Below are 15,237 nucleotides of genomic sequence, written 5' to 3' on the forward strand. Positions count from 1 at the left end.
GGGGTTTAGATTACCAGCGAGCGCGGACACCCAGCGTGTAGCGGGGCTCGAACTCGTTCTGGCGGATGTACTGGGTCTTACCCTTGGCGAAACGAGCGTAGTAATCCTCGATCTCGCTCGTGACGTTCGACCCGTTGAAGTAGACGGTGATGTTGTCGCGAACGTTGTAGCTGACGTTCACGTCCACATAGCCCGTGCTGTCCTGGTAGATCGGGATGTTGTTGCTCATCACCTCGGCCAGGCGGTCGGTGCGATAGTTGTAGGCGACGCGCGCCTGCAGCTTGTCGTCCTGATACCAGCCGATCAGGTTGAACTGGTGCTTGGAGTTGTCCTGGAAGGGCAGCTCCTCACCGTCCAGACCCAGGCGCGACTCGTTGCTCGGCGAGTAGGTGTAGTTGGTGTCCACGCCGAAGTTCGAGAAGAAGCCGGCGTTGTCGATGAAGTCGCTGACCGCCAGCTTGGCGCCCACTTCGACACCCTTCACCGAGCCACCGTCGCCTTGGATCGGCAGGGTGACATTGACCGTGCGACGGATCACGCCGTCCTGGTCGGGGAAGCGGCCGGTGGTGACGCCGTTGGTGACGAAGCTGTCGATCTTCAGCTTGAAGGCCGAGATGTTGAACATCGAGGCGCGACCGACATAGTACTCGATGGCGCCGTCGAAGTTCGTCGACCGCCACGGGTTCAGCATCGGGTTGCCCGAAGATTCCGCGCTGGTGACGCAGCGGACGTTCGGCAGAGCCGCGCCGCAGTCGGCGGTGTTGATCTTCAGACCACCACCATAGTTGCCCAGGTCGAGGGGTTGCATCGTCTTGGAGTAGGCGAAGCGGAACTTCAGATTGTCGTTGAAGTCGTACGAGACGTTCAGCGAGGGCAGCCAGTCGGTGTACTTGCGCTGGGTCACCTGGTCGCCGGCGTCGGCGTTGGTGTCGCCGTAGTTGCGGGTGTCGCCGGTCAGGTTCTGCTTGACCGTCAGTTCGGTCTCGATGACGCGCAGGCCGAAGTTACCCGACAGACCGCCCGCCGCGAAGTTCATCACGCCGTAGGCGCTCTGTTCGTTCAGGCGAACGTCGTAGGTCTGGCCGGGGACCTGCACGCGGATGGCGCCGCCGAACACCTTCTTGTGGAAGGCTTCCGCGTCGTCGAAGTCGCGAGGATCGATGGCCCAGAAGCCGGGAATGCCGCTGGTGACGCCGCCCAGGTCGTCGACCCAGACCACGTTGTTGTAGGTCGAGAGCCCGGTCGGCTGGTTGACCGTATAGCCTTGGAAGACCGGCGCGCCGGTGACCGGATCGGGCACGAACTCGCCCGCCTGGCACTGGTTCTGGTTCATGACGACATCGATGGCCTTCCACTGGGCCTCGCAGCCGCCGGCCGGGACCGGTTGGCCGTTGGCCTGCACCGCGCCCGGCGTGCCGCCGTAGAAGCCCGAGAACAGGTGGAACTGCTCGACCTCGACCGTGCGCTTGCTCTGGCGAACACCGGCGTCGATCTTGGTGATGAAGCCCAGCAGCTTGTCGTCGAATTGGTAGTGACCGTCAGCGCGGAACACGTTCATGTCCGAGTTGACTTCGTTGTTGCCTTCCGACGAGAAGGCGCCGATGGCGTAGCTGTCCTTGTTGGCCATGTAGTCCTTGAGGGACTTGCCCGCGCCCAGGCCACCGGCCAGCGGACGGTCGAAGCCGCTCCACACCGGGTGATCGCCGCTGATGTCGTAGTGCAGCTGCGGATTGGCGCCGTAACCCTGCGGGTTCGGATCCAGATAGCAGCCGCCGGCGCTGCCGGTGACGGTGTTCGTGCGACGCGAGGCCGCGAACTTGTCGCAGATCGCCTTCGGATAGAATGTGCCGCGGGTGCGGTCGGCGGCGTCGCGGAACAGGTTGAAACGACCGTCGGCGTAGCGCCAGTTGGACAGGTCGCCCTGGGCCTGGCCGTTCATGCTGAGACGGTCGCCGTCGGCGCGGATGGCCCGCGCTTCGAAGGTGAACGGACCGCCGTTGTCGTAGTCCAGACCCAGGTTGAAGTTCTTGGTCTTGGACTTGGTCGTGCGGTTGACGGTGAAGGAGTTCACCCACCACGCGTTGATGTCGTACTCGTCGACGGCCACCCAGTTGCCGATGCCGACGGGCGAGGACACGGTCGGCTGGTTCCAGGTGCCGAAGGCGCCGCCGTCCCAGCGGTTGGAGATGTTGATGCCGACGGCGCGGTTGTATTCGTCGAGCTTGGCGTAGAAACCCTCGGCGATCAGGGTGAAGCCTTCGCCCAGGTCCGCCTCGAACGCGGCGTTGACGCCCAGTCGCTTACGTTCCACGACGCGGTTGAAGCTCTCGTAGCCGTGGGGCGAAATGTAGCTCTGGGCGAAGCCGCCCCCCCAGTCGTTGTTGCCCGACAGGCCGACGGTGCCCGAATAGTTGTTGCCGAGGTTGGACTTGCTGCCGGCCGCGCCGATCATCAGGCCGACCCGGTCGTTGCGCCAGTTGACGACGCCGTTCAGCAGGTAGTCGTCCTTCTTGGTGCGGTCGCCGCGCTGGGCTTCGGCCGCGCCCGTGAAGGTCAGGCCTTCCTTGAACTGGAACGGACGGCGGGTGCGCAGGTCGATGGTGCCCGAGATGCCCGACAGGGCGTTGTTCGGGTTGGTCGACTTGTAGACCAGCACCTGGTTCATCAGCTGCGACGGCACGTCCAGCAGGTCCGGCTGGGCCGAGCCCATGTTGCCGGCGCTGAGGTACTGTTCGCCGTTCAGCAAGGTGATGACCTGGCGCAGGCCGCGGATGTTGACGGTCTTGCCTTCACCAGCGTCGCGCTGGATCTGGATGCCCGAGATGCGCTGCAGCGAGTCGGCGATGGTGACGTCCGGCAGCTTGCCGATATCTTCCGACGAGATGGCGTCGACGATCGAGGCCTCGCGGCGTTTGACGTCGACCGACTTGATCTGAGATCCGCGAACGCCGGTGACGACGATCTCTTCGACCGTCGAGTCGCTGGCGGCGGCGTCCTGGGCGAATGCCCCGGTGGCCAGGGCCAGCTGCGATGCGCCGGCGACCAGCGCCAGCGTCAGGCCGCGCTTGAGCACGGCTTTCCTTGCTTCCTGTGACAATTCTCGCTCCCCAAATAAGTCGTTTTTATTGGCCGTCCGCCCGCCCCTCGCGCCGCCGCTCTGACGGCGGCTGTCGAAAGACGTTTGAGGCTTTGCGGACCCGTTCGACCGCCTGGACCCTGATCGAGTCTGGCGATTGTCCAAATCCCTCGGCGGCCCCGGCGCCCGGACATCCGATTCCAGCCCCGCGCCTTCATCGAACGATGTCACATTCATCAAATGTCCCTAGCAAGTCAACAAGAATGTCAACGTTGTCATTCTTGTGGAACAAGGGTTTTCGATCACTTTCGACACATCCTGGGGTGTAGGGTTATAACGCAACGCGCGCGTCACGCGCCGACCTAGATATAGGTCATTTGTTGTTTTAATTGATCTTTCTAGGCTTGCGGCTGGCCGATTTGCAGCGCTGTCACAATGTCGCGAAAGCGGCGTCGGCGGATATGCCACAACCCTCGAAATACGGGCTCAAGCCGCCGGAAATGTCCTTAAATTGTCCTATCGACCGACTTTTTCTGACCCATTTATGTCCTGAAGACATGACAGGCAGGACAAGATGGACTATGCCTTCGGTTGCTCGCCGCCTTGCGAGCGCCGCCATTGGCTGATGGGGTGCGCTGGGGAAGCTTGGCGGTAGAGCGGGTACGGGGTCCGATGACGACGATCAACGACGTGGCCGAGCGGGCGGGCGTTTCGCCCAAGACCGTCTCCCGCGTTCTCAACGATCACGACAGCGTCAGCGCCAAGACGCGCGATCGCGTCCGCACGGCCATGAACGATCTGGGCTATCAGCCCAGCGCCGTGGCCCGCAGCCTGCGCTCGCAAGGCTCCGGCTCGGTCGGCGTGCTGATGGGCGACCCCTCGGGCGGTTACCACACCCGCGTCCATCACGCCCTGCTGCTGGCCTGCGTGGAGACCGGCCGCCACCTGTCGGTCGACCTGTCCGAGGGCCCCATTCCCGGTTGGTCCGACCGCGTCCGCGCCTTCGTCACCGACAGCGGCATCCGCGAGATGATCCTGCTGCCGCCCGAGTGCGACTTCGGCCCGATGAAGGAGCTGATGCGCGAGCTGGACGTACGCTGCGTGATGATCACCCCCACCACGCCCGACCCACAATTCCCGGCCATCGGCATGGACGACCGCGCCGCCGCGCGCGAGGTGGTCGAGCACCTGTTCTCGCTGGGCCATACTCGCATCGGCCACATCGCCGGCCATCCAGACCACGCCGCCAGCACCCACCGCCGCAACGGCTTCCTAGAGGCCTACGCCGCCCGTGGGCTGCCACGCCCGCCGCCCGAGCTGATCGTCCAGGGCGAGTTCACCTTCAAGACCGGCATCGACGCGGCCAAGGCCCTGCTGGACATCGAGGATCCGCCGACGGCGATTTTCGCCGCCAATGACGACATGGCCGCCGCCACCTGCATGGAGGCCCAGCGCCGCGGCCTGCGGATCCCCGACGACCTGTCGGTGGTCGGCTTCGACGACGCCCCGATCGCCGGGGTGATCTGGCCGACCCTGACCACCATCCGCCAACCCTTCGACCAGATGGCCCTGCGCGCGATGCAGACCTTCGCGGCATGGAACGCCAACGAGGGCGCCGGCAAGACCAACACCCCCTTCCTCGCGCAGCACAGCCTGGTGGTGCGCGAATCCACCGGTCCAGCCCGGGACGGTCCGCCGCCCCGGAGACGGCCCTGATCCCCTCCCCCGACGTGGTCGTAGCGCCGCGCGGGGCGCTCAAGAACAAGACCACGGAGGAAACATGACCCAGACGACTTCGCTGGCGACCTGGCGGGGCCTTTCGCTCGCCCTGCTGATCGGCGCCTCGGCCAGCGCGCTGACCGTCGCCCCGGCCCTGGCCGACGCCGCCAAAAAGCCTGTCTCGGCCAAGCCCGCGCATCCGTGGCTGAACCCCAAGCTCTCCGCCGACGTCCGCACCGACCTGGTGCTGAAGGCGATGACCAACGACGAGAAGTTCACGGTCATCTTCGGCTACTTCGGCTCCGACATGAAGCCGAAGTACACGCGCCATCCGGACTCGCTGGAGGCCTCGGCCGGCTACGTGGCGGGCGTGCCGCGCCTAGGGATTCCGGGCCAGTGGCAGACCGACGCCGGCGTCGGCGTCGCCACCCAGGGCAGCCACCAGGACCTGCGCCAGCGCACCGCCCTGCCCTCGGGCATGGCCACCACCGCCACCTGGAACCCCGAGCTCGCCTTCAAGGGCGGCGCGATGATCGGCAAGGAAGCCCGTGACTCGGGCTTCAACGTCCAGCTGGCCGGCGGCGTGAACCTGATGCGCGAGCCGCGCAACGGCCGGAACTTCGAGTATGGCGGTGAAGACCCGCTGCTGGCCGGCGTCATGGTCGCGGCCCAGATCAAGGGCATCCAGTCCAACCACATCATCTCGACGATCAAGCACTACGCCCTGAACGGCCAGGAAACCGGCCGCTTCGTGGTCAGCAGCAACATCAGCGACGCCGCGGCCCGCACCTCGGACCTGCTGGCCTTCCAGTTCGCCATCGAGCGGTCGGACCCGCACTCGGTGATGTGCGCCTACAACCGCGTCAACGGCGACTGGGCCTGCGAGAACGACTGGCTGCTGAACACCGTCCTCAAGAAGGACTGGGGTTACAAGGGCTACGTCATGTCGGACTGGGGCGCCGACCACTCGTCGGCCAAGGCCGCCAACGCTGGCCTCGACCAGGAATCGGCCGGCGAGGCCTTCGACAAGGAGCCCTTCTTCGGCGCGCCGTTGAAGGCGGATCTGGCCAGCGGCAAGGTCAGCCAGGCCCGCATCGACGACATGGCCCGCCGGGTGCTGCGCGCTCTGTTCGCCAGCGGCGCGGTCGATCATCCCGTGGCCAAGCCCACGGGTCATGACCTGCCGGCCGCCACCCTGGCCGCCCACGCCAAGATCACCCAGGCCGACGCCGAGGAAGGCATCGTCCTGCTCAAGAACGACGGCGACCTGCTGCCCCTGGCCAAGACCGCCAAGACCATCGCCGTGATCGGCGGCCATGCCGACGTCGGCGTGCTGTCGGGCGGCGGCTCCTCGCAGGTCTATCCGGCCGGCGGCCGCGCGGTGAAGGGCCTGGAGCCCGCCACCTGGCCGGGCCCGGTGATCTACTATCCGTCCTCGCCGCTGAAGGCGCTGCGGGCTCGCTATCCGAACGCCAAGGTCGTCTACGATGACGGCACGGACCCCGCGCGCGCCGCCAAGCTGGCGGCCGAAAGCGAACTGGCCCTGGTCTTCGCCGACCAGTGGACCACCGAGTCTTGGGACGTTCAGGACCTGAACCTGCCCAAGAAGCAGGACGCCACGATCGATGCGGTGGCCTCGGCCAACAAGAAGACCGTCGTGGTGCTGCTGACCGGCGGCCCGGTGGTCATGCCGTGGCTGGACAAGGTGGGCGCCGTGGTCGAGGCCTGGTTCCCGGGCACGGCCGGCGGCGAGGCCATCGCTCGCGTCCTGACCGGCGAGATCGACGCCACCGGCCGCCTGCCCGTCAGCTTCCCCAAGAGCGTGGCCGACCTGCCGCGTCCCAGGCTGGACGGCGTCGGCAAGGCCGAGGGCGAACTGTTCGACACCGACTACGACATCGAAGGCGCCGCCGTCGGCTACAAGTGGTACGACCTCAAGAAGATCGAGCCGCTGTTCCCGTTCGGCCACGGCCTGTCCTACACCAAGTTCGCCTATTCGAACCTGACCGCCACGGCGGCGGGCGACAAGGTCACGGTCAGCTTCGACGTCAAGAACGTCGGGGCCCGCGCCGGCAAGGACGTGCCGCAGGTTTACGTGGCCCCCAAGGCCGGGGGCTGGGAAGCGCCCAAGCGCCTGGCCGGCTTCAAGAAGGTCTCGCTCGCCCCCGGCGCGACCCAGCGCGTGACCGTCACGGTCGACCCGCGCCTGCTGGCCACCTGGGACGGCAAGGCTCACGGCTGGTCGATCGCGGCCGGCCAATACGACATCGCCCTGGGATCCTCGTCCCGGGCCCTCTCCTCCACCGCCCAGGTCACCCTGGCGGCCCGGAGCCTGCCGGTTTCGCCGGCGGCGAACTGACGGGGTAGGCGGGGTCTAGCCTACCCCTGTCCCGCCGCTCCCCTTTAGTCTCTTCCCTCTTCAGGAGCGTCGCCTTCGGGTGACGCTCTTTTTTTGCCCGCCGCCTTGCGTCGCCTCATTTATAATATAATTAGCGCGAACGGCGAGATGGCCGACGGGAGGACAATAAGCGTGATCCAGATCGGCCTCGTCGGCGTGGGCAAGATCGCTCATGATCAGCACATCCCCGCGATCAACGCGGACCCGCGCTTCCAGCTGGTCGCCGCCGCCAGCCGCAGCCAGCCGGACCTAGGCGGGATCCCGGTCTTTCACGACATCGAGGCGATGGTGAAGAACGGCCCGGCGTTTGACGCCGTCGCCCTGTGCACACCGCCCCAGGCGCGGCGCGAGACGGCGCTGTCGGCCCTGCGCGCCGGCAAGCACGTATTTCTGGAGAAGCCGCCCGGCGCCACGGTCAGCGAGGTCGCCGAACTGGCCGCCGTGGCGCGTGAGCACGGCGTGGTGCTGTTCACCAGCTGGCACTCGCGCTTCGCCGCCGGCGTGCCCCAGGCCAAGGCCTGGCTGGCCTCGCGCAAGGTTCGCAAGCTTGCCATCGAATGGCGCGAGGATGTCCGCCGCTGGCATCCTGGCCAGACCTGGATCTGGCGGGCCGGCGGCATGGGCGTCTTCGATCCCGCCATCAACGCCCTGTCGATCCTGACCGAGATCATGCCGGCCGAGGTTTTCGTTACCGATGCGCGGCTGCGGGTTCCGGAGAACGTCCAGTCGCCGATCGCGGGGCATGTGGCGATGACCACCTTGGGCGGGGCGGAGATCACGGCGGACCTGGACTTCCTGCAGACCGGTCCGCAGACCTGGGACATCACGGCGTGGACGGATGACGGGGTGCTGAAGCTGTCGCTGGGTGGGGCGGAACTGACCATCGACGGCGCGGCCGTGGAGGTCGGGGAGAACCGGGAGTATCCGGGACTCTACGACCGGTTCGCGGGGCTGATCGCCGACGGTCGGTCCGAGGTGGACGCGCGGCCGCTGGCGCTGGTGGCGGATGCGTTTCTGGTGGGGACGCGGGAGGTGGTGGAGGCGTTTGTCGAATAGCGCTCAAAAAGGGAATCTGCTCCCCCTCTGGGGGAGCTGTCGGCAGCGCCGGGGGCGTCGCCGGCCCAGGCCGAGCTGCCCCTCCGGCCCTCTGGGCCACCTCCCCCAGAGGGGGAGGAGAGATCACAGCGCTCAGTTCACCTGCCGCTCCCTGCCCTCCCAGTACGGCGCCCGCAGCTCCCGCCGCAGGATCTTCCCCGACGCATTCCGCGGCAGCGCCGCCACGAAATCCACGCTCTTCGGCGCCTTGAACCCCGCGATCCGCGACCGTGCGAAGGCGATGATGTCCTCGGCGTCCGGCGTCACGCCCGGCTTGGCCGCCACCACCGCCTTGACCGCCTCGCCCCACTTCTCGTCGGGCACGCCGATCACCGCCACCTCGGCCACGTGCGGGTGGCCGTAGACGGCGCTTTCGACCTCGGCCGGATAGATGTTCTCGCCGCCCGAGATGATCATGTCCTTCACCCGGTCGTGGATGAACAGATAGCCGTCCTCGTCCAGATAGCCTGCGTCGCCGGTGCGCAGCCAGCCGTCGGCGTCGACCGTCTTGCGCGTCGCCTCGTCCAGCTTCCAGTAGCCGGCCATGTTCGAGCCCGAGCGGATGGCGATCTCGCCCACGGCGTTGACGGGTAGGCTGGCGCCCGCGTCGTCCATCACCTTGATCTCGACCCCCGGCATCGGCAGGCCCGCCGCGCGCATGCGTTTGTTGCCGGCCGGATCGTGGTCCTCGGGCGGCAGATAGACCACCGTGCCGGTCGTCTCGGTCATGCCGTACTGCTGGACGAAGCCGCAGCCGAACACCTCCATGCATTCCCGCAGCAGGTCCAACGGAATGGGCGCGGCGCCGTACAGGATGTGGCTCAGCCGCGAGTAGTCGATCTCGCGCGCCCGGGGCTGGCGCACCACGATCTGCAGCGCCGCCGGCACCATGAACATCTTCGAGACCCGGTCTTTCTCGATGAAGTCCAGCACCTTGAAGGGATCGAACTCGCGCGCCACCACGCCCTTGGCGCCGTTCATCAGGCCGACCAGCCCCCAGCCGGTGCCGCCGATATGGGCGACCGGCATGGCGACCAGGCTGACGTCCTCCGGCCCCCACTGGTTCCAGGCCATCGGGTTCTTCGAGGCCTCGCGGCGCATGCCCAGCAAGTTGTCATGGGTGAGCATCGCGCCCTTGGGCCGGCCCGTGGTGCCCGAGGTGTAGAGCTGGATGGCGATGTCCGAGGTCTCGATCGGCTTGCGCGGATCGGTGTCTGGTTGCGCGTCGCGCCAGGCCACGAAGGTCGTGTGCTCGCCGGCCGCTTCCGCTTCCATGGCGATCACGACCGGACGGTGGGTCAGCTCGGCCGCCACCTCATCGACATGGCCGATCAGCTCGGGGCCGACGAAGACCAGCTCGGCCTCGCTGTCGCCGACGATGTAGGCGATCTCGGGCGCGGCCAGGCGCCAGCCGATCGGCGTGGTCACCACCCCGGCCTTGGCGGCGCCGACCAGCAGCTCGAAATAGTGGTCGCTGTTCTTGCCGACATAGGCGACGCGGTCGCCGGTCGACAGGCCCGCCGCGATCAGGGCGTTGGCCACCTGGTTCGCATGGCGGTCGAACTCCGCGAAGGTCGTCTCGCGCCCCTCGAAAACGAAAGCCACCTCGCCCGGCCGCACCTCCGCGTGATAACGGGCGACGTCGCCCAGAGTATGCATGCGGTCGAAATCGATCGCGGTCGACATCAGGCCTGACTCCCTCGTTCGGCCCGCTCTGATGGGGGCTCAAACGGATGTTGGGCCTAGGCCGCGCTCCCGGCAAGCTATCCGTATCGATAGGGCCTCAACGCCAGGCGCGGACGCCGACCACAAAGGCGGTGCTGCCCGCCCGTTCACCGAGCGGCGTCATCGGCCCGAAGGTCCGCTCACGGACGACACCGACATAGGGCGCGAACTCGCGGGTGATCTCGTAGCGTAGCCTTAAGCCCCCTTCGAGCTTGGCGGCCCCGGCCTCGGCAAGATCGGCCTCGACGCGCGGCTGCAGGATCAGCTTCTGGGTCAGGCGCAGGTCGTAGGACGCCTCGGCGCGGGCCGAGACGTCGCCCTGGTCCGACAGATAGGCCGCGCCCTGGAGTTCGAACCAGTACGGCGCCAAACCCTCGAAGCCGATGGCCGCGTAAGAGCGCCCCTTCGGCGCCAGGTCGTAGCGCACGCCGGCTTGCAGATCGAAGTAAGGCCCGACCGGCCAAGCCTTCAGCAACTCGGCTTCGCCGCTTTCCCAGCCCCCACCGTCGATGCGCTCGCCGCGCGCCTTCACGACCCACTTGGAGGCGTCATCGCCCCACCAGGCCTCGCCCTCGAACGCCTGGGCGTCGCCGCCCTTGCGCGAGCGATATTCCAACTGGTCGGCGCGGACGGTCCAGAAGGAACCGCCGCCGTGCTCCTTCATCAGCTGGGCGCGGGCGGCGGCCATGCTCTGCGGGCTATAGAACCGCTCGGCGGCATGGTCGGTCGGGATCGCCGGCGGCTTGGCCTCGGCGGCCGGCTTGCCCATGTCGTGTCCGGCATGCGGGTCCGGCGCGGGAGCGTGATGCTCGTGCTGCATCATAGCGGCCGCACCGTCACGACATTGAACATCCCCGCGTGCATGTGCAGCAGCAGGTGGCAGTGGAAAGCCCAGTCGCCGGGCTCGTCGGCCGTCAGGTCGAAGGCGACTTTGCCGCCGGGCGCGACATTGACCGTGTGCTTCAGCGGCTGGCGGTCCTGGCCGTTGACCAGCTCGAAAAAGTGGCCGTGCAGGTGGATCGGGTGGGCCATCATGGTGTCGTTGATCAGCACCACCCGCACCCGCTCGTCGCGCTGGAAGGCGATGGGCTTCTTGATCGGCCCGAACGCCTCGCCGTCGAACGCCCACATGAAGCGCTCCATGTTGCCGGTCAGGTGGATCTCCATCGTCCGCCCCGGCGGCCGCGTGTCCTTGGCCGGAACGAGGTTGGCCAGATCGGCGTAGCGCAGCACCTTGTGCCCGACATCCTCCAACCCCTGCGGTGGCTGACCCATCCGGTCCATAGGCATCGGCGAGATGGTCTGCACGCCCGGCGTCAGCGGCACGGTCGGCGCGTTGCTCTGCGAGCGCATCGACATGTCCATGCCCGGCATGTCCATCCCGTGATGCATGTTCCCCATGCCCATGTCCTTCATGGTCGCCAGGGGGCGCTTGCGCAGAGACGGCACAGGGGCGGGCATGCCCAGACGTGGCGCCAAGGTCCCGCGCGCCATCCCCGAACGGTCCGAGGCCTCGGCGACCAGGGTGAAGGCCTTGTCCTCGACGGGCCGCACGATGACGTCATAGGTCTCGGCCGGCGCGATCTGGAACTCGTCCACCGCCACCGGAACCACCGGCTGGCCGTCGGTCGCCACGACCTCCAGGCCAAGGCCCGGGATCCGCACGTTGAAGATCGTCATGGCCGCGGCGTTGATGAACCGCAGCCGCACCCGCTCGCCCGGCGCGAACAGACCCGTCCAGTTGTCACCCGGCCCCTGGCCGTTGACGAGGTAAGTGTAGGTCGAGCCCGTCACGTCGGCGATGTCGGTGGGATCCATCCGCATCTTGCCCCAGTCGACACGCTCCTTGAGCGACTGGTCCTGACCCGCCAGCAGCCCCCCGACGGTCTGCTTTTGCATGTTGAAGTGGCCGGCATTGACCTTCAGCTTCCGGAACAGCTCGTGTGGATGCAGGAAGCTCCAGTCCGACAGCACCACCACGTGCTCGCGGTCGTAGGGAATAGGATCCTCGCCCGCCGGGTCGATGATCATCGGGCCGTAGTGGCCGACCTGCTCCTGCAAGCCCGAATGGCTGTGCCACCAATAGGTACCGGCCTGGCGCACCGGGAAGTCGTAGGTGAAGGTCTCGCCCGGCTTGATGCCCGGGAAACTGACACCGGGAACACCATCCATCTGGAACGGCACCAGCAGGCCATGCCAGTGGATCGAGGTGTCCTCGTCCAGGGTGTTCGTCACCGACAGCCGAACGTTCTGGCCTTCCTTCAGGCGGATCAGCGGACCGGGAATCGTGCCGTTGACGGTCACCGCATGCCCGGCCTTGCCGTCGATCTTCGCCATCGTGTGGCCGACGGTCAGCTTGATCTCGTCGCCCGACAGCGCCGCCGGCGACCGCGTTCCCTCGCTGGCCAGCGCCCAATCGGGCAGCAGGCCGGTCGCGCCAAGTCCAATAGCGCCGCGCAGCAAGGTCCTTCGATCGATCATCCGCTATCCGTATTCCAACCTTCAGCGCACTTGGGTATCACCCGAAGCATGTCCAAGAGCACCCCCGCCACGATCGCACTGGCGAAGGCCGGCGTCGCCTTCGACCTGCATACGTATGACTACGACCCCGGCTCCGAGCGCGTCGGCCTGCAAGCCGCCGAAGCCCTGGGCGAGGATCCCCGCCGCGTGCTCAAGACCCTGGTCGTGATGCTGGACGGCAAGCCCGCCTGCGCCATCCTGCCCTCGGACAAGGAGGTCAGCATGAAGAAGCTGGCCGCCGCGCTCAAAGGCAAGTCGGCCGCCATGGCCCCCGTCCCCGACGCCGAACGGATCACCGGCTACAAGGTCGGCGGCGTCAGCCCCTTCGGCCAGAAGAAACGCCTGCCAACGGTGATGGAAGAAGCCGCCCTGGCCGAGCCCTACGTCTTCCTCAACGGCGGCCAGCGCGGCCTGCAGGTGAAGCTGGTCCCGGCCGACGCGGTGAAAGCCCTGGGCGCGGTGACGGCGGCGATCGTTTCGGAGTAGGCGCCGCTTGATATCCCGCGCGGTTCTCGCCTATAAGCCGCGCCTCCTGGTGCGGCTGGGTAGCTCAGATGGTTAGAGCGGTGGATTCATAACCCACAGGTCGGCGGTTCGATCCCGCCCCCCGCCACCACCAGGATTAAGTCTCCCAAGACATACAAAGCCTTAGGTCGATGACGGCATGTGCCGCGCGATATGCAGCACCATGACGATGCCGTTCCAGACCGCGTGGGAAAGGATCGCCAGTCCATAAGCCCCGCGCCCCAGGCGCTTCGACCAGCCCCAGCTCGCAACCGCTAGCAGCGCGAACGCCAGGCCCTGTCCCAGCGACCCGAAACTGGCGCCATGCATGAGCCAGGAGACCGACGTGATCACCACGAGGGCGATCCAGAACGCAACGGGCGTCTCCGCCGGGTCCACGCGTCGCATCACGAAGGTCACGAACGGCGTCTCGACGGTCGCGGGCAGCAGCACGCCCCACATCAGCCCAGCGAAGATCATGACGACGAAGCTTTTCTCGCCTTCAGCCCCGAACGGAGCGGTCGGCCCGCGCCCGATATCGCCCGTCACGGCGATGGACAGCACTCTGAGCGCCAGCGAGACGACGAACAGTCCCACGCCCAGCGCCAGCGCCTGGGCGATCGGATTTTGAAGTTTCAGCCTGACCATGCGTCCCGGTTTTCACGCCCTGCCCCAGGCCGTACTCTACCGCCATGACCGATACAACTTTCAAGGGCGGATGCCTGTGCGGCGCGCTGCGATGGCAAGCCGATCGCGCGCCGGACTATATGGGCGTGTGCTGCTGCGCCGACTGTCGCAAGGCGTCGGGGAGCGGGTTCATTCCGTTCATGGGGTTTCCCGCCTCGGCCCTGACGATCACGGGGCCGGCGCGGCAGTATCGCAGCCGCGCCTTTCGAGGTGGCGAGGCCACCCGCAATTCCTGCCCGAACTGCGGGGGCCTCGTTTTTGGCGGGGAGCATGGCTTGCATGACTCCCACACCATCTATGCCGGGTCACTGGATGACCCGGGCCTGTTCAAGCCCGCCATGGCCCTGTTCGGCCGCGACAAGCCCGACTGGGTGGTCCTGCCCGAAGGCGTGACCGTGTTCGAGACGATGCCCGACTAGGGGCCGGACTAGGCCATCGCGCCGGCGTCGTGGCTCTCGGCGACCTGGCCCACCAGGGCGACCGCCTTGGCCGCGCCCAGCAGCTCGGTCCCGTAAGTCGCGGCGCCGTCATAAGCCTTGCCCAGGAAGGCCTTCACCGCCTCGGCATAGGCGCCCACGCCCGCCTCCAGCCCCTTGGACATCAGGAAGCCCGCCACCGCCGCCTTGGCGCCCAGGGCGTCGTGGCCATAGGCTTCGAAGTACTTCTGCTGGGCGACGAGGTAGTCCAGCGCCGCATTGACGTTGATCCCCGCCGCCGCGGCGTTCGTATTGCCGATGATCGCGTCATAGATCTTGGCCGCCGCGTCGCGGAAGGTCAGCGTGTCGTAGGCGGTCTTGAAGGTCGCCGCGCCCGTGCCGCTCATGGCCTGGTTGACGGCGAACTCGATGTACTTGTTCTCCGTGCTGTAGATCGCATAGGCGAAGTCGGTCAGGTCGGCGGTGTTGGTCGCGCTGTCGATCAGCTCGTTCAGCGCCGCCTGGGTCGGCGTCTTGCCGGTGAAGAAGTTGGTCGCCTGCAGCGCCAGGGCCGAGGTGTCGGCCGAGAAGCCGATCAGCTTGTCCAGGAACGCCGCCTTGGTGATCTTGCCGGCCGTGACGTCGGCCTGCAGCTGAACCAGCAGCTGCATCTCGGCGTAGAAGGCGTTGACCACCTTCTCGCCGTTGGGGCCGGTCAGATATTCCGACAGCGCCTTGGACGAGGTGGCGGCGATGCCGGCCAGGGCCTTGTAGGCGTCCTGCACCTGGGCCGGCGTCAGGGTGATCGGATTGGCCACCGTGCCGCCGCCATCACCACCGCCCGAGCCGAACGCGACGCTGAGCGGCGTGTCCAGCGGCCACTTCAACAGGGCCTCCTTCAGGGTGGCCAGGCCGATATTGACCAGCACCGGATTGGCCTCGACCAGCGCCAGGGCCGCGTCGACCTCCGGGGTCAGGACGTTGAAGCTCTTCAGCAGCGCCCGGATGTCCGAGAACTTGAAGCTGGCCTGGATCAGGCCGCTGTCGATCAGTTGCACCAGGAACTGGAAGTCGCGAAGTGTCGGTTCGGCCATGAC

11 protein-coding genes and 1 tRNA gene are annotated in these 15,237 nt (G+C 67.0%); 6 read left to right on the forward strand and 6 right to left on the reverse strand.

From position 1 onward, the window contains the following. Positions 1–10: 10 nt before the first annotated feature. Positions 11–3,097 (reverse strand): TonB-dependent receptor, encoded by a 3,087-nt coding sequence (locus ACW173_RS01250; protein WP_492083083.1) that lies wholly within the window; start codon positions 3,095–3,097, stop codon positions 11–13. A gap of 651 nt (positions 3,098–3,748) precedes the next feature. Here ACW173_RS01250 and ACW173_RS01255 point away from each other — a divergent pair. From ACW173_RS01255 to ACW173_RS01265, 3 genes are all read left to right on the forward strand, one after another. Continuing rightward, a complete protein-coding gene (locus ACW173_RS01255; protein WP_492083084.1) occupies positions 3,749–4,792 on the forward strand; it encodes a LacI family DNA-binding transcriptional regulator in 1,044 nt (347 codons plus the stop codon). A 64-nt stretch (positions 4,793–4,856) separates the two neighbouring features. Further along, positions 4,857–7,154 (forward strand): beta-glucosidase family protein, encoded by a 2,298-nt coding sequence (locus ACW173_RS01260; protein WP_492083085.1) that lies wholly within the window; start codon positions 4,857–4,859, stop codon positions 7,152–7,154. A gap of 171 nt (positions 7,155–7,325) precedes the next feature. Beyond that, entirely contained in the window at positions 7,326–8,249 is a 924-nt protein-coding gene (locus ACW173_RS01265) for a Gfo/Idh/MocA family protein (protein WP_492083086.1), read from the forward strand. A 132-nt stretch (positions 8,250–8,381) separates the two neighbouring features. Here the strand turns inward: ACW173_RS01265 and ACW173_RS01270 are convergent, their stop codons facing one another. The 3 genes from ACW173_RS01270 to ACW173_RS01280 form a co-directional block, all read right to left on the reverse strand. Next, on the reverse strand, positions 8,382–9,974 hold the full coding sequence (locus ACW173_RS01270) for a fatty acid--CoA ligase (RefSeq protein ID WP_492083087.1): 1,593 nt from the start codon (positions 9,972–9,974) through the stop codon (positions 8,382–8,384). 97 nt (positions 9,975–10,071) lie between these two features. Further along, on the reverse strand, positions 10,072–10,833 hold the full coding sequence (locus ACW173_RS01275) for a copper resistance protein B (protein ID WP_492083088.1): 762 nt from the start codon (positions 10,831–10,833) through the stop codon (positions 10,072–10,074). After that, on the reverse strand, positions 10,833–12,494 hold the full coding sequence (locus tag ACW173_RS01280; protein ID WP_492083089.1) for a copper resistance system multicopper oxidase: 1,662 nt from the start codon (positions 12,492–12,494) through the stop codon (positions 10,833–10,835). The genes ACW173_RS01275 and ACW173_RS01280 overlap by 1 nt, the downstream gene beginning before the upstream one ends. A 48-nt stretch (positions 12,495–12,542) precedes the next feature. On the opposite strand from ACW173_RS01280, the gene ybaK reads away from it, so the two are divergent. Further along, positions 12,543–13,019, forward strand: coding sequence for a Cys-tRNA(Pro) deacylase (gene ybaK / locus ACW173_RS01285; RefSeq protein ID WP_492083090.1), 477 nt, complete (start codon positions 12,543–12,545; stop codon positions 13,017–13,019). 53 nt (positions 13,020–13,072) lie between these two features. Continuing rightward, positions 13,073–13,149, forward strand: a tRNA-Met gene (locus ACW173_RS01290). Positions 13,150–13,181: 32 nt separating this feature from the next. Here the strand turns inward: ACW173_RS01290 and ACW173_RS01295 are convergent. Further along, entirely contained in the window at positions 13,182–13,685 is a 504-nt protein-coding gene (locus ACW173_RS01295) for a hypothetical protein (protein WP_492083091.1), read from the reverse strand. Positions 13,686–13,729: 44 nt separating this feature from the next. Here ACW173_RS01295 and ACW173_RS01300 point away from each other — a divergent pair, with 44 nt between their 5' ends. Further along, positions 13,730–14,143 (forward strand): GFA family protein, encoded by a 414-nt coding sequence (locus ACW173_RS01300; RefSeq protein WP_492083092.1) that lies wholly within the window; start codon positions 13,730–13,732, stop codon positions 14,141–14,143. Positions 14,144–14,151: 8 nt separating this feature from the next. Here ACW173_RS01300 and ACW173_RS01305 read toward each other — a convergent pair whose 3' ends face one another. After that, a complete protein-coding gene (locus tag ACW173_RS01305) occupies positions 14,152–15,234 on the reverse strand; it encodes a hypothetical protein (protein ID WP_492083093.1) in 1,083 nt (360 codons plus the stop codon). Between the last annotated feature and the right edge of the window lie 3 nt (positions 15,235–15,237).

Source organism: Caulobacter sp. ALps2, from assembly GCF_058681635.1.